A 20557-nucleotide genomic window follows, 5' to 3' on the forward strand; every position below is an offset into this window, starting at 1 on the left:
CTTACCACAGAGCAATGGATATATACCCGTCATACTTCAAGTTGCCTGGGTGTTGCAGGCGCTCAGCCTGCCGAATCACATAGTTTGTCTATGCTCATCGACAGGCTGAACTGGGCGCCTACAGGCAACTCGAATTATTTAGGGTATAACATCAGAGTACATCAAAGTGACGAGGGAAACAGCAAGGGGATGATTGCCGGGTCAAAAAAATAAAAAATCACCGGCAATAATAAGAGGCAATGAGATTAGCGTACTGCTGAGAGTTGCGGCTGTCCTGCCAGCTCACCCAGCATTTGGCTGTTTTCGATAGTAATATACTTACCTTTAACCGCTAACATTCCGCTTTTCTGGAAACGGCCTAACAGGCGGCTGATGGTTTCCACGGTCAAACCGAGATAGTTACCAATATCGCCACGCGTCATCGTCAGACGAAACTCGCGCGGTGAGAATCCACGCTGAGCAAAACGTCGGGACAGATTATAGATAAAGGCGGCCAGACGCTCTTCTGCGTTCTTTTTCGACAACAGCAGAATCATCTCCTGGTCGTTTTTAATTTCACCGCTCATTAAACGCATCATCTGCTGACGCAGACTGGTGACTTTTCCGGACAAGTCATCGAGCGTTTCATAAGGGATTTCACAGACCATGGACGTTTCCAGAGCCTGAGCAAAGCTAGGATGGCTTCCGGCACCAATAGCATCGAAACCGACCAGATCGCCGGCAAGATGAAAGCCAGTAATTTGTTCATCGCCCTGTTCAGTAATGGTATAACTTTTAATGGTACCAGAACGAATAGCGTATAATGATTTTAGCTCATCACCCGCTTTAAAAATGGTCTGGCCCTTCTGAATCGGCTTTTTACGCTCAATGATATTGTCGAGCTGATCCAGTTCATGTTCGTTCAGTGTAAACGGAATACATAACTGGCTTATACTGCAATCCTGACAATGGATCGCACAACCACCAGACTGAATACGTCGAATGATGCGTTTTTCTGGGATCATAAATAAGCCCTCGGCATAATTGATATTTGTCAATTTTAACATCTTTTCTGATAGCAAGTAAGCGTAACGAAGATGCAATAAAACAATAAATCAATATCACCCGAGGGAGTTTTTCATATCGGTTTGAATTTAAAACGATTAGTGGGGTTTTTAGCCAGTAATTTAGTGATAAAGATTTTTGTTATTTAGCCGGTAAATAGCCTTCATGCTTCAATAACCACTCTTTTCTTGCCACGCCGCCGGCATAACCCGTCATTGAGCCATCGCGACCAATCACCCGATGACAAGGCACAACAATACTGACCGGGTTAGCCCCATTAGCGGCCCCCACTGCCCGGGATGCTTTCGGACGCCCCAGCTGTGCCGCCAGTTGCCCGTAATAGAGTACCTGACCGCAAGGAATAGTTCGTAGTGCCTGCCAGACCTCCCGCTGGAAAGGCGTGCCCATAGTTGCGGTGGGTAAATTATTAATGACGTCAAGGTCACCGGCAAACCAGGCGTGGAATTTATCACTCAGGTCACCAGGGTTAGCACTGCTAATCCGCTTCATGCCCTGTTTACCGTAATGAATATTCAGCAATTGTTCCATGCGCTGCTGATGTTCTTCCCATTCCACTGCCCGAAGATTGAACTCGGCGTCACATAAGATAAATAACTTGCCCAATGGGGTATCAATTTTGTCTTCTAAAAGTGTTATCACAAGTTGCTCCATTGAAATTTAACGGTCGCTATGTCGTCTGATAACAGACAGATACGTCACCTGAATAGCTTTTATCATAGAGAGTGAGGAGGATAAATAGAATGACTTTCTGGTAAAATTGCGTAGAGCCGCGCGGGAATATTACTGTGACCTGCGTTGAGCATGCCCTGTGGCAAGGTTATAGTGACAAAGATGATGGCAGGAGGAGTGATAATGAGTTCTGGTGATAAATCTTTGTTTCTGGAAGCGATGGGTGACGTCACGCCACTAAAACATGACGAAACTCAGCACTGGCTTAAACCGCAGAAAAAAACGATACAGCAGAAGCTGGATACCACACAGCTGGATAACTTCCTGACGACCGATTTTTTGGAGATAGTTTCCCTCAATACGCCGCTGGAGTTTAAGCGAGAAGGGCAACAGCCGGGGGTGCTGAATAAGCTGCGGTTGGGTAAATATCCTCAACAAGCCAGTTTAAACCTGTTACGCCAGCCCGTAGAACAGTGCCGGCAAATGCTGTTTAACTATATTCAACAGGCCCGAGCGGAAGGCCTTCGTAATGTGCTTATCATTCATGGTAAAGGACGTGAAGATAAATCGCATCCGAATATCATTCGTAGTTTTCTTGCTCGCTGGTTAGTTGAATTTGATGATGTTCAGGCATTCTGTTGTGCGCTGCCGCATCATGGTGGAAGCGGGGCTTGTTATGTTGCTTTGAGAAAATCGGCAGAAGCAAAACAGGAAACCTGGGAACAGCATGCGAAACGTAGCCGTTAACGGCTGTATCAAGCAAGAACCCGGCGTGAGCTCATATGTTACGCCGGGCTATCGGTTAAACCGAAGGCATAGATTTACGAATTGAAGAAATAAGCGTTTGTGCACCTGGCGACAACACTGTGTCGACGCGAGTCAAAATACCAATCGGTTCTGCTGAACATTGTGAGGTAATGGGTAGAGCCGTCAGTACTCCCTGGCGTAAGTCATCTTTTACCGCTCCAGAAGGAACAAACCAGACGTAGTTAAAATCCACAGTCAACTGATGTGAAAGTGATGCTGAAAGCGTTTCAATACAATTCGCAGGAAGTTTACAGCCTTGGCTGGCCAGCAATGTTTCTGCATTTTGGCGTGGCACCGTGCCTTGGGGCAAAACGATAACCGGCCACTCCATCACCCGACTTAGCGTAATATTTTCATTTAATAAAGGATGATTCGGACGTACCACCAGTTTTAACGATTCGAGAAATAATAATTCGTAGTTAAGCCCGACCATCAGCTCCGGGTCAGTCATTCGTCCAATACCGATATCGAGTTCACCTGACTTGAGTCCGGACAAAATCATGGTGTTGTTCATGCTCGCGACCTGAAGGGTGACGTGGCTTTGCTGTTTGTGAAAAGGACCAATCACCGCGGGTAAAATCCCCAGAGCGGCAGTGGGTAAGGCACCTATGCGGATCACTTCTGCAGGCTGGGATATTTTTTGGTTGAATGAAAGCCCTGCGTGATTGAGCGCATCAAGAATTTTCACCGCATGAATAAGAAACTGTTCGCCAGTCAGTGTCAGATGAGCACCCAAACGTCCACGATCGAATAAACGTGTACCTGTCAGTTGTTCCAGTTCATTTAATGTCTTGGAAAGTGCTGGCTGGCTAAGGTTAAGAGTTTCAGCCGCACGCCCCAAAGTTCCTTGCTGTGCGACGGCTACGAAAGTGTGTAAATGGCGCAAGCGAATGCGCTGACTGAAGAGACCATTTTTTTCCATACTGAATGTTAAAAAAGGCCCCTCCAGCTGACAAGATAAGTTGTTCAAATTTGATAACTTGATAGCAAAATAAAATCAACATCTCTCGATAAGTCACAACATTTAAATCGTAAACGCGGCAAAATCCAGTCATAACGGGTTTGAGCTTCGGTATTTTTTACTTACTGAGGTCAAAAACCGGTTTACCCGAAATATCGCCGCTCGCTTAAGTGAAACTGCTTAGCTATCGTTTTTTAGCCGGGAGAGTTTCGGCTTCGCCAGGGTTAGGTTAAAGTGAGTAACAATAACTAAACGAAATAAAATAGCTAAAAAACATTCCATTTAGTTATGTTTCGGGACAGATCACAAAATGAATATTCTTCCTGACTAAACGCGCGCCAGACTCTACGCTTTCAGCAGTATCCACTGGAGAAAACAGCTTATGCCGAACACTATCTCAGCCGATGAAATCAGAGAAAGATTTTCACAGGCGATGTCAGGGATGTACCAGAGTGAGGTTCCACAGTATGGCGAGTTATTAGAGCTGGTGGCTGATGTGAATCTGGCGGTGCTTGAGAGTCATCCTGACCTTTATCAGCAATTGGAAAATGCCGATGAACTTGCCAGACTTAATGTTGAACGCCACGGTGCTATTCGGGTAGGCAAAGCGGAGGAACTGACAACACTGAAACGTATTTTTCAGATAATGGGCATGTATCCCGTTGGCTATTACGATTTATCTCAGGCGGGAGTGCCCGTGCACTCAACGGCATTCAGGCCTGTTGATGATTGTGCTCTGGCGCGTAATCCGTTTCGTGTTTTTACCTCGCTGTTACGTCTGGAATTAATCGAAAATCAGACATTGCGTGATCAGGCGGCCAGTATCCTGGCTCAGCGTGATATTTTCACCCCCCGGTGTCGGGAGTTACTCGATATTTATGACCAGCAGGGGAGTTTTACCGCGCAACAGGTTAATGAGTTTATTCCCGAGGCACTGGAAACCTTTCGCTGGCATCAGCAGGCGACGGTGGATATCCGGACTTATCAGGATCTACACCATGAACATCGCCTGATTGCTGATGTGGTCTGTTTCCGTGGTTGTCATATTAATCATCTGACCCCCCGCACTCTGGATATCGACAGAGTTCAGTCCTTGATGACGGAGTATGGTATGACACCGAAGGCAATAATCGAAGGTCCTCCTCGTCGTGAGATCCCGATTTTACTGCGTCAGACCAGTTTTAAAGCTCTGGAAGAGCCAGTTCTGTTCACTGATCATCAGCAAAGTAAGCATACAGCGCGTTTCGGCGAAGTAGAGCAGCGTGGGATTGCGCTAACGCCGAAAGGGCGGGCTCTTTATGATGCTTTATTACTGGAAGCGGGCCAGGGAGTTGATAATTTTCATCATCAGCAACATCTTTGCCAGATATTTAGCCGCTTTCCAGACAGCGATATACCGTTACGGGAGCAGGAACTGGCCTATTTCAGATATCGTTTAACCCCTGTCGGTGAAAGCCATCGTCAGGAAATTACTCCGGCAGACGATATACAGCTACTGATTGAGCGAGGCTGGTTACTGGCACATCCGATTATTTATGAGGATTTTCTACCTGTCAGCGCAGCAGGTATTTTTCAGTCCAATCTGGGTGGCGAAGAGACGCACCGCCAGCATGGTGAAGGGAGTCGTGGTGTTTTTGAGCAGGCCTTGGGGACATCCGTCATTGATGAGTTCTCGCTCTATCAACAGGCACAGGAGAGAAGCAAGCGTCGCTGTGGTCTGTTGTAGCCTTATCTTGAGGATAGGGGAACGGCATTGTCTTTTATGAGAAAAGTCGGGTTAATTTTCTCTAGAGTGTTCGGCGGAAACAAGGCAAAATCTTGTTAACGCGTTGTTCTATCAGGACAGCATATATCGACAGATGAGGACAAGTTCCCTGGCATGAATCGTAGACGTTTTCTCAAAGCCTCCATGGCACTTGCTGCTGCTTGTGGCACACCCGCACTGGCCACCTTTTTTTCTAAAGCGGCTTTTGCCAGTGGCGTAGATATTGCCGATGGGCAGTCGAACAAATTTGATTTCAAAGTCCTGCAAAGCATGGCGCATGATTTGTCGACCCAACCCTGGAGCGGGACGCCTCGTCCACTGCCGGATACCCTGGCGAAAATGACGCCGCAGGCGTACAACAGCATTCAGTATGACGCTGAACACTCCCTGTGGAACAACAAGAATGACCGTCAGCTTGATGTTCAGTTCTTCCATTCTGGTATGGGTTTCCGTCGTCGTATCCGTATGTTCTCCGTCGACCCTGACTCGCATCTGGCGCGTGAAGTGCATTTCCGTCCGGAACTGTTTAACTACAATGATGCCGGGATTGATACTAAACAACTTGAAGGGCAGTCCGATCTCGGATTTGCCGGTTTCAGAGCGTTCAAAGCCCCTGAACTGGCTCGTCGCGATATCGTCTCATTCCTCGGTGCCAGTTATTTTCGTGCAGTTGATGATACTTATCAGTACGGACTTTCTGCGCGCGGTCTGGCCGTTGACACTTACGCGGGTACCCCTGAAGAGTTCCCGGACTTTACGGCCTTCTGGTTTGAAACTCCGAAACCTTCAGATACTACCTTCGTTGTCTACGCTCTGCTCGACAGCCCAAGCGTGACGGGCGCTTATAAATTTATAATTCACTGTGAACAGAAACAGGTCGTGATGGATGTCGACAGTCATCTGTATCTGCGCAAGGATGTAAAACAACTCGGTATTGCACCGATTACCAGCATGTTTGCCTGTGGCACCAATGAACGTCGGATGTGCGATACCATCCATCCACAAATTCATGACTCCGATCGCCTGGCAATGTGGCGTGGTAACGGTGAATGGGTCACCAGGCCGCTCAATAACCCGCAAAAATTGCAGTTCAATGCCTTTGTGGATAATAACCCGAGAGGCTTTGGTCTGCTGCAACTTGATCGTGATTTTAACAGCTATCAGGATGTTATTGGCTGGTATAATAAACGCCCAAGTCTGTGGGTTGAGCCGCGTAACAAGTGGGGCAAAGGCAGTATCGGATTGATGGAGATCCCAACTACTGGCGAGACGCTGGATAATATTGTTTGCTTCTGGCAGCCAGAAAAACCGGCCAAAGCGGGTGATGAGTTTGATTTTAAATATCGCCTCTACTGGAGTGCACTCCCGCCGGTCGAAAGTTCACTGGCTCGCGTCCTTGCGACCCGTACCGGTATGGGTGGTTTCCCGGAAGGCTGGGCACCGGGTGAGTTCTATCCGGAGAAGTGGGCGCGCCGTATCGCTGTCGATTTTGTCGGTGGTAATCTGAAAGAGGCTGCAGCGAAAGGTATCGAACCGGTCATTAATTTATCGAATGGTGAAGCGAAACAAATCGAAATTTTGTATGTCGAACCTTTTGATGGTTATCGTATTCTGTTTGACTGGTATCCGACCAATGACTCAACCGATCCGGTGGAGATGCGTATGTTCTTACGCACCAAAGATGAAACATTAAGTGAAACCTGGTTATACCAGTATTTCCCGCCACCGCCGGAAAAACGTCAGCACCATGATGATCGTATAATGTATTAATCTGTACGCCCCATGCCTGAAAGCATGGGGTTATTTGGATATAACAACGTCTTACTCACATCAACACTATAATTATTAAAAGCATATAAAAATGACAACAACCAGAAATGAATCATCTCTCACTCAAAACCAGTGGCCTGATGAAATAATCGAGGTTAATGGCGATATTTATCTGCACTCGGTGAACGAGAATTTTAGTGAACCCCTGTTTACGCTGGTGATGCGTAATCAAGCCTGGCTACAAACCGCGATGGACTGGCCTCGGTACGTTCGAACAGCGGAAGATACACGTAAAACGCTGATGACGAACTATTTGTTGCACCATCGTCATTACACCAAAATGTATCTGATTTTTTATCGTCAAAAGATGGTCGGGGTATTTTCTTTTAATCTTATTGAACCGACCAACAAAACCGCTTATATCGGTTACTGGCTTGACGAGCAGGTACAAGGTAACGGCATTATTTCTGCAACCATCGAAAAAGTTATTGCAAAGTTTGTTAACGAAGGCCGGGTGCGTCGTTTTGTTATTAAGTCTATTGTCACTAATCGAGCCAGCAACCAGGTGGCTTTGCGTAATGGTTTTACTCTTGAAGGCTGCCTGAAACAGGCGGAATTCCTTAATGGTCAGTATCATGACCAGAATATTTATGGGCGTGTCGAGTCCTGATGGTCAAAGAGACAGACGCCCCCTCTGCAGAGGCTATTATCAGCCTCTATGAGGCACAGACTGAACTCTGGGCCAAAGTACGCCCTGCGCATATCACGCTGGAGAAAGTCTGGCTTGATGCCTTGATAGCGAATATTGCTCCGGGGAGTCGTATTCTTGATATCGGCTGTGGAAATGGTGTTCCGGTTGCTGAATACTTTATTCAACGGGAATTCCAGCTGACCGGGCTTGATTCATCCCCGAGTATGATAGCCCGGTGTCAAAGACGTTTTCCGGATAACCAATGGCATTGCGCTGATATGCGATTCCTCGCGCTCGGGCAGCAGTTTGCGGCCCTTGTTGCCTGGGATAGTTTTTTTCATCTGACGCGTGCTGCTCAGCGTCAGATGTTTCCCCGCTTTGCTGCACATGCTATTCCCGGGGCTTATTTGCTGTTTAATACCGGGCCCGGGAATGGCGAGGCCATTGGCCGTTTTGCGGAACAGGATCTCTATCATGCCAGCCTGGCAGCAGATGAGTATCGTTATTTATTACAACAGTCAGGTTTTGAAGTGATCCGTCATGTCGTCGAAGATACAGAGTCTGGAGGGCGTACGGTCTGGCTTGCACGTAAGAAAATATAATCTTTATTATACATATAATAAAGATGTGCGAATTCAGTTTATATATCATACACATCGTTAAATAATTTATTTTAAGCGGCCGATTTTTTAATTGTTTTGTGATGTGAGTCCTGGTTTTTAATTTCGAATGCTATTAGTCTCAGCAATAGTTAAAACTCTATGTCTGTAGTGTCTTCATTGGTTAATTTTATTTCCTGCATGTCATTCTATTTATATTAAAAGTTTAATTTCTCTTTAATATAGTCGCTGGTGTTCATTGCTTTAGCAAAATAGCCCTTAGCTTCAGTTATACTTCTAATTATTGAATGTGAGGTTATCAATGATGATTATATTCACTATTATTCTTTTGATGATTAACAGTAGAGGTGCATTATGACAGTTATAGTTAACAGTATCATTCAAACAAATATTCCAGTCGCACAGGTAAATAAGTCTGTAAAAATAAGTTTTGATTTTAATACTAACGGTGGGTCTGAGAAAAAAGGGGCGAGGATTGAGGTCAGAGTTATTTCTGATAGTATTATTACAGGCATGTATGCTCCAATGGGTTCTGAATTTGAAACCTCGGCGGATAGAACAATAGCCACCGTTACCAGTGTTGCAGATAAGAGCAATGGCTGGGGGGTAAACAGGCATATTACCCTACAGTTTGATGTGTTACCTGCTGGTGACGGAGATTATATTGTTGGGACACTATACTACTATAATACGGATAATGTTCTTGACAAAGGGATTCCTTTATTAGTGAGATTAGCAGAAGAGTAATGACCATGCTGTACGCCAGTGATTAATTGAATGTTATATTAACCTGAGTGTGATGGAAACTGTTCACTTTTAATTATATTAAATCCGCAACGGATAGATAATAAATCCTGTGGAGTTTAATTAAAATAAACAATCCTTGGTTTGTGACGCGCCGGTTATTTATATCGGCGCATGCCTGATAAGTAAAATACGGTGAAGTCTTATTATTCTGAACAGCATCCCAGTCGTTGCGCTCTTTATTAAATAAGATATTTATGCGATTTTTTTGCGCCCAAAGGGCAAACGTACAGGGCCGGCAAACATCACCAGATTTCCCGCAAGGATCATTACAAGACCGACCACCGCGTTAATATGCCAGACATAGCCTTCGTACATCGTCGACAGGCTTAAGGCTACCAGTGGAAATAACAGCGTGCTGTAGGCGGCTTTACTGGCTCCCAGCCGTGCAACCAGTGAGAAATAGACCCCAAAGGCAATCACCGAGCCAAAAATAGCCAGATAGAACAGGGCACCCAGATAACGCAGGGTTAACTCCGGCATAAATGAATCGCCTCGTATTAGCGCCAGAACCCCCATAATCACTGTACCGTAGAGCATGGCATAACTGTTGGTTGACAGCATATCCAGACCGCGCTGTTGATGGCGAACACTGATCATATTGCCAAGGGAAAAGCCGAAAGTCCCTAACAGACTCAGTCCTATACCATAAAACAGGGAAGCGGAAACCGTACTGCCGACCAGTTCATGCCAGAACAGTGCGATAACACCCACCATACCTAGCAAGGCAGCCGGAAGAATACGTGAAGAAGGTTTCTTGCCAAAAAACAGAAAACTATTCAGGGTATTGAACAGCACAGCCATCGAAAAAATAACCGATTCAAGCCCGGTATTGATAAAGGCTGACGCGTGATAAAAACAGAAGAAGTTAAAACCGAATACACAGGCACCTTGCATGATGCAAAACAGATGATCTTTCAGGGTAATATGACGTAATCGCCCCAGCAGACTAAGAATAATAAGCATCACTCCGGAGGCAATAGCAAAACGCCAGAAAATTGACACTGGAACGGAAACTTGCCCCTGTTGCATACCAATTGCAATCCAGGTTGTTCCCCAAATCACAACGACCAGGCTGTAAAGAAAAGCATTCATTATTATTGTACCTCTAAGAATCAGGCTCTCAGTATGGATAACCTCAACTATCAGGACTTTCACCTGCTTGCGTTACTTGCTTATTCTTGCGCTTTTATTTGTAGAAGCTGGTTATCTGGTGAGCCATTCTTTACACTGACTGTGTGTTTTGATACCAGAAATCACTTATGACATCGCCCTATTATATTTTTGAAAATCTGCTTAAACATAAAGCCCGGTTACTTGATAGCGTTCAGCCGGGTTCCGGTTTGCAGCTGGCGGCCTGGTCGAATGAAAACGATACGGTGACGCAGCGGGGCGATCATCATACCCTCAGCCTTTATGTTAACGGGGGATATGAAACCTACCGGGAAACGACGAATGGCTGGCGAAATGGCGGCGGGCCTGACCGTTTTTGTCTGATGCCTGCAAACAGTGAATCAAAATGGAATATAGGCAGTAATTTTTCATTCGTGCATCTTTACTGTACCGATAAGCACTTGCGCGCCATTGCTGAGCAAATCTGGGATCGCAGCCCGGCAGCAATACAGCTTGATGAAAAGACGTTTGCCAGTGACGAACGAATTACTCAGTTGTATCGCCACTTTTTACTCAATAATGACTGGCAACAGCGTGCCAATCATCTGACGCTTAGCACCGCATCGATGCTGCTGTTAACACACCTCGTTCAGCATTACAGCACCGTTAACTGGCAGCTTCCGATCACCAAAGGTGGGTTATCTCCGGCAATACTACGTCGTACTCAGGACTACATTGAACACCATCTTGATGGCCCGTTAACCCTCGAGGAACTGGCGTTGCAGGCTGAATTGAGCGAGTTTCATTTTGCCAGGATGTTCAAACAGTCTACCCAACAAGCACCGCATCAGTATGTGATGCAGCGGCGGATGATAAAGGCGAAAACCTTGGTCTGCGGTACTTCTCAGACCTTGACTGAGATAGCCCTGGCCTGTGGTTTCAGTTCGGCGAGTCATTTTAGCAACCGTTTTAAAACGGTCTGGGGTGTGACACCTTCCGGATTACGTACCACTCTTTCGTGATAACAGGCAATAGCTTATTCCCCCCGCGACTAACCCCCAGAATGCTGCGCCGACGCCCAGTAGACTGATGCCTGATGCAGTGACGAGAAAGGTAATAATGGCCGCATCTCGTTCATGAGCCTGGTTCAGAGCTTGAAACAGGCTGCCTGCAATAGTGCTCAACAGTGCCAGTCCTGCCAGTGTCTGAATAAACGCCAGCGGCAGGGCGGTCAAAAGACCGGAAATCGATCCGCCAAACACCCCCGCCAGCAGATAAAATCCCCCAGCCGCCGCCGCGGCAAGCCAGCGTTGCTGTTTATCCGGGTGGGCCTCCGGGCTCTGGCAAATCGCCGCGGTAATCGCAGCGATACAGACAGAAAATACCCCGAAGGGAGCCAAAATCAGGGCAATTAGCCCGGTGACCGTGATTAACGGTGAGACCGGAACTTTGTAACCGGAGGCCTGCAGCGTAGCAATGCCTGGGGCATTCTGTGACGCCATGGTGACCAGAAAGAAGGGAATACCGATACCGAGTAGACTTGCCCAGTTAAACTCTGGAGCAGTCCAGGCGGGTAGCACAATACTCACTGCGGTACTGTCGGATTTAAACTCACCGCCCAGCAAACATACCGCTAATCCTGCCAGCAGTGCCGCAACTACCGCATAACGGGGTGCAAATAATTTCAGTGCCAGCCAGCTTACCAGCATGCTAGCGGATAATAAAAAGTGACCCTGTAACGAAGTGAAGGTATCCAGTCCAAAACGTAGTAAGATCCCCGCCAGCATAGCGGCGGCAAGTGAATGTGGAATGATGCGCATCAGACGTGCAAACAGGCCGCTGGCACCACAAAGCAGTATAAGAAATGAGGAAAAAATAAAAATCCCCACCGCCTGATTGATATTACTTCCTGCTAAACTGGTGGCCAGTAACGCCGCGCCAGGCGTTGACCATGCCGTAAGAATGGGTGCCCGATACCAGATTGTCAGAATCAGGGTGCTGACACCCATGGCGATGCCCAGCATGGTGAGCCAGCCAGCAATTTGTTGCGGGGTAGCACCGGCTGCGGCACCGGCTTGCCAGATGATAGCCGCGCTGCTGGCATAGCCCACCAGTACCGCGATAAACCCTGCCAGCAAAGTGGGTAATGGAAGTGCTGCTATGCGCATAAAAACTCCGTGTGCGTTATAACGTCCGAGGAACTCTAGCATTGTGCGTTATAGCGCACAAGCTGCTATACTGAATAAAAAGGAGACCATTATGGATGCCGCTCAGTATTTGGCCACTACGCTCAAAAATTTACGTCATGACAGGGGATTAAGTCTGTCTCAGGCTGCTGAGCAAACGGGTGTGTCCAAGGCGATGCTCGGGCAAATAGAACGTAATGAGTCAAGCCCGACCGTAGCCACATTATGGAAAATAGCCACTGGCTTTAATGTGCCGTTTTCATTCTTTCTTGCGCCTTCCTCATCCCCCGTACAGCCACTTTATAGCCCGCCGTTACAGGATATGCAGCTTGAGCCGCTATTTCCGTTTAACCCTGAACTGGGATTCGATTACTTCTCGATAACACTCACGGCAGGGGCGCTCAGTGAGTCGTCGGCTCACGACAAGGGGGTGGTTGAGCATGTAGTCGTGATAAGCGGGATACTCGATTTGCAGCTTGAAGGGCAGTGGCAGACATTGCAGGCAGGGGATCGGCGGCAGTTTGCCGGTGACAAAGCACATAGCTACCGTAATAGTCGGACAGAAGACGTGCATTTTCACTCACTGATCCACTACCCAGTTTCCGGGCGCTAACCCCCCTCAGACACCCGATAAGAGAGAAGAATGCCGGTTTTCTCCTCTCTTTCTGTTATGCGTCAAAAATCCAAAAACTAAATTTCCTTATCATTTACGCAGAGACAATATTTCTCCGGCGGCAAAATAAGGTTTGTCATCAGTCTCGGGGGAATGAATCCCCCTGTTTTTGTGCGGGGGATACGACTACAATAGCCGCCTTTCACCTATAACAGAACCTGATAACTATTATGCGCCTGCACGCAAATCAACTTGAATTACTCAGCCCTGCCCGTGACACCTCGATAGCCCGTGAGGCGATTCTTCATGGTGCGGATGCCGTCTATATCGGGGGGCCGGGTTTTGGTGCCCGCCATAACGCGGGCAACAGCTTGCGTGATCTGGCCGAACTGGTGCCCTTTGCTCATCGTTACGGGGTGAAAATCTTCGTCGCACTGAATACCATACTGCACGATGATGAGCTAGAGCCTGCCAGACTGATGATCCATGATTTGTATCAGGCAGGGATTGATGCCCTGATTGTTCAGGATATGGGTGTTCTTGAGATGGATCTACCGCCGATCGAACTCCACGCCAGTACTCAGTGTGACATTCGTAGTGTCGAAAAAGCGAAGTTTCTCTCTGACGTCGGTTTCTCGCAAATCGTACTGGCACGAGAACTGAACTTGCAACAGATTACAGATATTCATCAGCAAGTGGATGCCACAATTGAGTTTTTCATTCACGGGGCTTTGTGCGTTGCCTATTCCGGGCAGTGTAATATCTCCCATGCTCAGACCGGGCGTAGCGCTAACCGGGGTGACTGTTCCCAGGCCTGTCGTCTGCCTTATACCCTGAAAGATGACCAGGGTCGGGTAGTCGCGTATGAAAAGCATCTGTTATCGATGAAAGATAACGATCAGAGCGCCAACTTAGGAGCGCTGATTGATGCCGGTGTCGGCTCCTTCAAGATTGAAGGGCGCTATAAAGATGTCAGCTACGTAAAAAATATCACCGCCTACTATCGCCAGTTACTGGATGAGCAAATGGAAGTCCGTGGCAACCTGCGTCGTGCTTCAGCAGGTGTGTCTTCACATTTCTTTATCCCTTCGCCGGATAAAACCTTCCATCGCGGAAGTACCGATTATTTTGTTAATGAACGCAAAATCGATATCGGTGCTTTTGATTCACCGAAATTTATCGGGCTTCAGGTAGGAGAAATTTTACGTGTCAGCAAAAATCATCTTGATGCCGAAGTAACAGATACATTAAATAACGGCGATGGTCTGAATGTCCTGATTAAACGTGAAATTGTCGGTTTCCGCGCGAACACAGTAGAAAAAATTGGTAAAAATCAGTATCGAATTTGGCCAAATGAGATGCCAGAAACGCTGAAAAATGTCCGTCCACATCATCCGCTGAATCGCAATCTTGATCATGACTGGCAGCAAGCTTTGCTGAAAACTTCCAGTGAACGTCGTATTGCCGTGGATATGGCGTTGAGTGGATCTGCCGAAGAGCTGACGTTAACGCTGACTAGCGAAGACGGCGTCAGTGTCAGCCAGCAGTTAGCCGGAAACTTTGAACCAGCGAATAATCCTCAGCAGGCCTACAATAACCTGCGTGACGGGCTCAGTAAACTGGGACAGACCCTCTATAGCGCACGTCAGGTTGATATTACTTTGCCTGTAGCCTTATTTGTGCCGAACAGCGCACTTAACCAGCTACGCCGTGATGCGATTGATGCATTGACGGAAGCTCGTTTACAGAACTACCAGTCAGGACGTCGTAAAGCAGTCAGTGTTCCTGCGCCAATTTATCCCCATACCCACTTGAGTTTCCTGGCAAACGTCTATAATCACAAGGCACGGGAATTTTATCATCGCTATGGTGTGCAGTTAATTGATGCGGCTTATGAGGCGCATGAAGAGAAGGGCGAAGTTCCGGTAATGATAACTAAGCATTGCCTGCGTTTTGCTTTTAATCTCTGCCCTAAACAGGCGAAAGGTAATATTAAAAGCTGGAAAGCCACCCCGATGCAGCTGGTGCAGGGAGACGAAACGCTGACGTTGAAATTCGACTGTCGTCCTTGTGAAATGCATATCATTGGCAAGATGAAAAATCATATTTTGAAAATGCCATTACCTGGCAGTGTGGTGGCGACTATTAGCCCTGATGAATTAATGAAAACAATACCCAGAAAAGCGCAACCTTAAGTATTAAATGTGGTCAGAGAGTCGATTACCCTGTGTCATTGGCGAGGGTAATCGACTTATCTGGTGATATAACAAGCAAAAGCAAAGGGTTGCTCATGAAATTTCAACCCTTTTATTAGCGGCGCATCTATTTTCTTAAGGCTGCTTTAAGCATTTTCTGTTAAATTTCACCACAGAAGAGCTACTTTTAGTGATATCAGCGGCTATTTTTTCCAAGTGTTGTCATTCTATTTAGTCTGTCTGAACCATTATCCAGTCTGTTTGTCGATGTACAGCGATTATATTAAGGAATCCATGTAATGAGTGATTTTCTGCCGTTTTCACGTCCTGCGTTTGGCGCTGAGGAAATTGCAGCAGTAACGGAAGTTATGCAATCAGGATGGATCACGACCGGTCCTAAAAACCAGGCTCTTGAGCAGGCTTTTTGCGAATTGACCGGTAATCAACATGCGATAGCTGTGAGTTCCGCTACCGGTGGAATGCATGTCACATTAATGGCTTTAGGTATTCAGGCAGGTGATGAGGTTATTACTCCCTCAATGACCTGGGTTTCAACACTGAACATGATTTGCTTGCTGGGTGCTGAACCCGTGATGATTGACGTCGATCGTGACACTCTGATGGTGACACCTGAGGCGATTGAAGCAGCTATCACCCCGCGAACTAAAGCGATTATACCGGTTCATTATGCGGGTGCGCCTGCTGACATGGACGCTATCCACGCGATTGGCAAGCGTTATGGTATTCCGGTGATTGAAGATGCGGCTCATGCTGCAGGAACGGAATATAAAGGCCAGCATGTCGGTCGTAGCGGAACGGCGATTTTTTCTTTCCATGCTATCAAGAATATGAGCTGTGCTGAAGGCGGGCTGATTGTCACTGATGACAGCGAGTTAGCCGCACGTATTCGCAGCCTTAAGTTCCATGGCCTGGCGGTTGATGCGTTTGACAGACAAACTCACGGACGCGCCCCACAGGCAGAAGTTATCTCACCGGGTTTTAAATATAACCTTGCCGATATTAACGCCGCGATAGCGCTGACGCAGTTAGGTAAACTGCCACAGCTTAATGCTCAACGCCATAAAATCGCCCAGCGTTATCTGCGTGAACTAGCCGATACGCCGTTCTCACCCCTGGCGATTCCTGGCTGGGAACATCGTCACGCCTGGCATTTGTTTATTATCCGCGTTGATGAAGAACGCTGTGGTATTTCGCGCAGCGGACTGATGGATGCCTTAAAAGCACGCAATATTGGTAGTGGGTTACACTTCCGCGCTGCACACACACAAAAATATTACCGTGAACGCTTCCCGGAACTACATTTACCTAATACTGAGTGGAACAGCGAACGTATTTGCTCGATTCCACTGTTTCCAACCATGACTGACGACGATACCACTCGTGTTATTCATGCATTACGCGAAATTGCAGGACAATAAAATGATAACTACGGACATAATCAAAAAAGTTTCGGTCGTGATACCGGTCTATAACGAGCAGGAAAGTTTACCTGAACTTATTCGCCGAACGACGGAAGCTTGCCAGCAATTAAACCGTGATTATGAAATTTTGCTGGTTGACGATGGTAGCAGCGATGATTCAGCTGCCATGTTAACCAAAGCCGCTGAAGCTCCCGGAAGTCATGTGGTTGCGGTACTGCTTAACCGTAACTATGGCCAGCACTCTGCCATTATGGCGGGTTTCAGCCATGTTACCGGTGATTTAATCGTCACCCTTGATGCGGATTTACAAAATCCACCAGAAGAAATCCCTCGTCTGGTAGAAAAAGCAGATGAAGGCTACGACGTCGTCGGGACAGTTCGTCAGAACCGTCAGGACAGCTGGTTCCGTAAACGCGCATCAAAAATGATCAACAATGTTATTCAGCGTGCCACCGGGAAAGCGATGGGCGACTACGGCTGTATGTTACGCGCCTATCGTCGTCACATTATTGATGCGATGCTGAATTGCCATGAACGCAGCACCTTTATTCCTATTCTGGCCAATACCTTTGCTCGTCGTGCAGTAGAGATCCCGGTACATCACTCAGAGCGCCAGTTCGGTGATTCTAAGTACAGCATTATGGGCCTGATTAATTTGATGTATGACTTGATAACTTGCCTGACAACTACACCGCTGCGTCTGTTAAGCGTGGTAGGTAGCGTTATCGCGTTATCCGGTTTTGCTTTAGCGGTTATGCTGGTGATATTACGTCTCGCCTTAGGTCCACAGTGGGCTGCAGATGGCGTATTTATGCTGTTCGCCGTGCTATTTACATTTATTGGTGCGCAGTTTGTCGGTATGGGACTGCTCGGTGAGTATATCGGTCGCATCTATAACGATGTGCGTGCTCGTCCGCGTTATTTCATTCAACGAATTGTTAGCAGCAAACAAGCTTCATCTTCAGAGGATCATTTATAATGAAAGCAGTCGTTTTTGCCTATCACGATATGGGCTGTGTAGGGGTTCGTGCCCTGGTTGAAGCCGGTTATGATATTGCGGCCATTTACACGCATCCTGATAATGCAGCAGAGAATAATTTCTTTGGTTCTGTCGCCCGTACTGCGGCAGAGTTTGGCATTCCTGTCTTTGCTCCGGAAGATGTCAATCATCCCCTGTGGGTCTCTCGTATCCAGGAGAGCGAGCCTGACGTTATCTTCTCTTTTTACTACCGCAACCTGTTGAGTGAAGAGATCCTCAATACTGCGAAAGTAGGGGCCTTTAATTTACACGGCTCACTGCTGCCAAAATTCCGCGGTCGCGCTCCTCTGAACTGGGTACTGGTTAAAGGTGAGACAGAAACCGGTGTGACCTTACATCGCATGGTAAAACGTGCTGATGCCGGTGATATCGTGGCTCAGGAACGTGTTGCCATTACCCATGATGAAACAGCCCTGACTCTGCACCACAAACTCTGTGCTACCGCTAAATCACTGCTGACCAGTGCGCTGCCTGCGATTAAAAGCGGCCAGTTTAGCGAAACTGTACAGGATGAAAGCCAGGCGAGCTGCTTTGGTCGTCGTTCACCGCAGGATGGCGCGATCTCCTGGACCGGTTCAGCACTTGATGCCCATAACCTGGTACGTGCCGTGACTGAACCATGGCCGGGTGCTTACAGCTATGTGGGTGGTGGCAAGTTTATTATCTGGAAGAGCCGTATTGTTGAAAACAGTAACGGTGCCAGAGCCGGAACCGTTATTTCTGTTAATCCACTGACTATCGCTTGTGGCGAAGGTGCGCTGGAAGTCGTTACCGGGCAGGCTGAAAATGGCGTCTACATGCAAGGCACTCAACTGGCTCAGTCTCTGGGTCTGGTGAGCGGCGCGATTCTTAGCAGCAAGCCAGTCTCTGCGGTTAAACGCCGCACTCGTGTGCTTATCCTTGGTGTGAATGGCTTTATCGGTAACCACCTGACTGAGCGTCTGTTACAGGATGATAACTTTGAAGTCTTCGGTCTGGATATCGGCTCTGATGCGATTAGTCGTTTCCTGAGTAACGATCGTTTCCACTTTGTTGAAGGTGATATCAGTATCCATTCCGAGTGGATCGAGTATCACATTAAGAAATGCGATGTGATTCTGCCGTTAGTGGCAATCGCGACGCCAATTGAGTACACCCGTAACCCACTGCGCGTATTTGAACTCGATTTTGAAGAAAACCTGAAAATTATTCGTGATTGTGTGAAATACAAAAAACGGATCATCTTCCCATCCACTTCTGAAGTGTACGGCATGTGTTCTGATGCTGAGTTTGATGAAGATAACTCACCGCTGACCGTGGGTCCTATCAACAAACAGCGTTGGATCTACTCCGTTTCTAAACAGCTGCTGGATCGCGTTATCTGGGCTTACGGTGAAAAAGAAGGCTTACGCTTTACACTGTTCCGTCCATTTAACTGGATGGGCCCGCGTCTGGATAACCTTAACGCAGCGCGTATCGGTAGTTCACGTGCAATCACTCAGCTGATCCTTAACCTGGTTGAAGGTTCACCTATCAAACTGATTGATGGTGGTCGTCAGAAGCGTTGCTTCACCGACATCAGCGAAGGTATTGAGGCTTTGTTCCGTATTATTGAGAACAAAAATCACAACTGTGACGGCCAGATTATCAATATCGGTAACCCGGAAAACGAGGCCAGTATTAAGCAACTTGCTGAAATGCTTCTGGAAAGCTTTGAACGTCATCCACTGCGTAGTAAGTTCCCACCGTTTGCTGGTTTCCGTGAAATAGAAAGCAGCGCCTACTACGGTAAAGGTTACCAGGACGTGGAACACCGTAAACCGAGCATCCGTAACGCTCAGCGTTTACTGGGCTGGACGCCAACGGTTGAGATGGATCAGACCATCGATGAAACCCTGGACTTCTTCCTGAAAACCGTTGATTTAACGGATAGCGATTCATGAAAAAAGTCGGCCTGCGCATAGATGTCGACACCTGGCGAGGCACCCGTGAAGGGGTGCCTAACCTTCTGGAAACGCTAAGTTTACATAAGACACAGGCAACGTTTTTCTTCAGTGTTGGGCCGGATAACATGGGACGCCATTTATGGCGTCTTATCAAACCTCAGTTTCTGTGGAAAATGTTACGTTCTAACGCCGCATCGCTTTACGGCTGGGACATTTTACTGGCAGGCACCGCCTGGCCCGGCAAAATTATCGGTAAAGGGAATGCGGATATTATCCGAGCCTCGTGTGAGCAGCATGAGGTTGGGCTACATGCCTGGGATCACCATGCCTGGCAAGCCTTTGCCGGGGTATGGGATAAACCGGCAATGGAAAGACAAATTGCGCTCGGGCGTGATGCCCTGGAACAGATTACCGGGCAATCGGTTACCTGTTCGGCTGTGGCCGGCTGGCGAGCTGACGAGCGCGTGGTTGAAGCGAAAGCTGCATTTCCTTTCTACTACAACAGTGACTGTCGTGGGACGACGCCTTTTATTCCTCAACTGGCGGATGGTAGCTTAGCAGCGCCACAAATCCCCGTCACTCTACCGACCTGGGACGAAGTTATAGGTTCCAGTGTCAGTAAAGAGGACTTCAATCGTTTTATCCTCGATAAAATCCACCAGGATCAGGGTACCCCTGTTTATACCATCCACGCGGAAGTGGAAGGGATGGTAATGCGAGAGTCATTTAATGAATTACTGACAATGGCAAGCTCTGAGGGGATTGAGTTCTGTCCTTTGCGTGATCTATTACCTGATGATTTAACAACCCTGCCCAGGGGAAAAGTCATTCGTGGCACTCTTTCTGGCCGCGAAGGATGGCTGGGCTGTCAACAACTTATCGAGAATTGAGT

General features: G+C 47.5%; 18 protein-coding genes. 13 read left to right on the forward strand and 5 right to left on the reverse strand.

The features are described 5' to 3' along the window. Positions 1-245 precede the first annotated feature (245 nt). Positions 246-1004: a fumarate/nitrate reduction transcriptional regulator Fnr gene (fnr, locus tag M2387_RS01040; RefSeq protein ID WP_259046633.1), complete on the reverse strand. Its 759-nt coding sequence runs from the start codon at positions 1002-1004 to the stop codon at positions 246-248. Positions 1005-1185: 181 nt separating this feature from the next. Further along, positions 1186-1704: a methylated-DNA--[protein]-cysteine S-methyltransferase gene (gene ogt / locus M2387_RS01045; RefSeq protein ID WP_259046634.1), complete on the reverse strand. Its 519-nt coding sequence runs from the start codon at positions 1702-1704 to the stop codon at positions 1186-1188. A 213-nt stretch (positions 1705-1917) separates the two neighbouring features. Here ogt and smrA point away from each other — a divergent pair, with 213 nt between their 5' ends. Continuing rightward, complete coding sequence (gene smrA / locus M2387_RS01050; protein ID WP_259046635.1) at positions 1918-2481, forward strand: DNA endonuclease SmrA; 564 nt, start codon at positions 1918-1920, stop codon at positions 2479-2481. Positions 2482-2536: 55 nt separating this feature from the next. Here smrA and M2387_RS01055 read toward each other — a convergent pair whose 3' ends face one another. Then, positions 2537-3463 carry a LysR substrate-binding domain-containing protein gene (locus M2387_RS01055; protein ID WP_259046636.1) on the reverse strand — a complete coding sequence of 309 codons (927 nt, stop codon included), beginning with the start codon at positions 3461-3463 and terminating at the stop codon, positions 2537-2539. A gap of 421 nt (positions 3464-3884) precedes the next feature. On the opposite strand from M2387_RS01055, the gene hglS reads away from it, so the two are divergent. From hglS to M2387_RS01080, 5 genes are all read left to right on the forward strand, one after another. After that, entirely contained in the window at positions 3885-5228 is a 1344-nt protein-coding gene (gene hglS, locus M2387_RS01060; RefSeq protein WP_259046637.1) for a 2-oxoadipate dioxygenase/decarboxylase HglS, read from the forward strand. Positions 5229-5381: 153 nt separating this feature from the next. After that, entirely contained in the window at positions 5382-7037 is a 1656-nt protein-coding gene (locus M2387_RS01065; protein ID WP_259046638.1) for a glucan biosynthesis protein D, read from the forward strand. Positions 7038-7128: 91 nt separating this feature from the next. Continuing rightward, entirely contained in the window at positions 7129-7707 is a 579-nt protein-coding gene (rimL, locus tag M2387_RS01070; protein WP_259046639.1) for a 50S ribosomal protein L7/L12-serine acetyltransferase, read from the forward strand. Next, positions 7707-8330, forward strand: coding sequence for a class I SAM-dependent methyltransferase (locus M2387_RS01075; protein WP_259046640.1), 624 nt, complete (start codon positions 7707-7709; stop codon positions 8328-8330). Before rimL ends, M2387_RS01075 begins: the two co-directional genes overlap by 1 nt. A gap of 372 nt (positions 8331-8702) precedes the next feature. Beyond that, complete coding sequence (locus M2387_RS01080; protein ID WP_259046641.1) at positions 8703-9095, forward strand: hypothetical protein; 393 nt, start codon at positions 8703-8705, stop codon at positions 9093-9095. Between the two features lie 252 nt (positions 9096-9347). On the opposite strand, the gene M2387_RS01085 is transcribed toward M2387_RS01080, so the two are convergent. Then, a complete protein-coding gene (locus M2387_RS01085; protein ID WP_259046642.1) occupies positions 9348-10247 on the reverse strand; it encodes a DMT family transporter in 900 nt (299 codons plus the stop codon). Positions 10248-10414: 167 nt separating this feature from the next. Between M2387_RS01085 and M2387_RS01090 the strand changes: the two genes are divergently transcribed. Then, positions 10415-11287, forward strand: a complete 873-nt coding sequence (locus M2387_RS01090) for a helix-turn-helix domain-containing protein (RefSeq protein WP_259046643.1) — start codon at positions 10415-10417, stop codon at positions 11285-11287. Here the strand turns inward: M2387_RS01090 and M2387_RS01095 are convergent. Continuing rightward, positions 11267-12433: a benzoate/H(+) symporter BenE family transporter gene (locus M2387_RS01095; protein WP_259046644.1), complete on the reverse strand. Its 1167-nt coding sequence runs from the start codon at positions 12431-12433 to the stop codon at positions 11267-11269. The genes M2387_RS01090 and M2387_RS01095 overlap by 21 nt on opposite strands. A gap of 91 nt (positions 12434-12524) precedes the next feature. On the opposite strand from M2387_RS01095, the gene M2387_RS01100 reads away from it, so the two are divergent. The 6 genes from M2387_RS01100 (at position 12525) to arnD (ending at position 20555) form a co-directional block, all read left to right on the forward strand. Beyond that, positions 12525-13064, forward strand: a complete 540-nt coding sequence (locus M2387_RS01100; protein ID WP_259046645.1) for a helix-turn-helix domain-containing protein — start codon at positions 12525-12527, stop codon at positions 13062-13064. Between the two features lie 230 nt (positions 13065-13294). Further along, entirely contained in the window at positions 13295-15259 is a 1965-nt protein-coding gene (locus tag M2387_RS01105; RefSeq protein ID WP_259046646.1) for a peptidase U32 family protein, read from the forward strand. Positions 15260-15558: 299 nt separating this feature from the next. After that, on the forward strand, positions 15559-16698 hold the full coding sequence (gene arnB / locus M2387_RS01110) for a UDP-4-amino-4-deoxy-L-arabinose aminotransferase (protein WP_259046647.1): 1140 nt from the start codon (positions 15559-15561) through the stop codon (positions 16696-16698). Between the two features lies 1 nt (position 16699). Beyond that, positions 16700-17680 carry an undecaprenyl-phosphate 4-deoxy-4-formamido-L-arabinose transferase gene (arnC, locus tag M2387_RS01115; RefSeq protein ID WP_259046648.1) on the forward strand — a complete coding sequence of 327 codons (981 nt, stop codon included), beginning with the start codon at positions 16700-16702 and terminating at the stop codon, positions 17678-17680. After that, positions 17680-19662, forward strand: coding sequence for a bifunctional UDP-4-amino-4-deoxy-L-arabinose formyltransferase/UDP-glucuronic acid oxidase ArnA (gene arnA, locus M2387_RS01120; RefSeq protein ID WP_259046649.1), 1983 nt, complete (start codon positions 17680-17682; stop codon positions 19660-19662). Before arnC ends, arnA begins: the two co-directional genes overlap by 1 nt. Continuing rightward, on the forward strand, positions 19659-20555 hold the full coding sequence (gene arnD / locus M2387_RS01125; protein WP_259046650.1) for a 4-deoxy-4-formamido-L-arabinose-phosphoundecaprenol deformylase: 897 nt from the start codon (positions 19659-19661) through the stop codon (positions 20553-20555). The genes arnA and arnD overlap by 4 nt, the downstream gene beginning before the upstream one ends. Positions 20556-20557 lie beyond the last annotated feature (2 nt).

Origin of the sequence: Klebsiella sp. BIGb0407 (assembly GCF_024807845.1) — a bacterium.
Taxonomy (GTDB): Bacteria; Pseudomonadota; Gammaproteobacteria; order Enterobacterales; family Enterobacteriaceae; genus JGM124.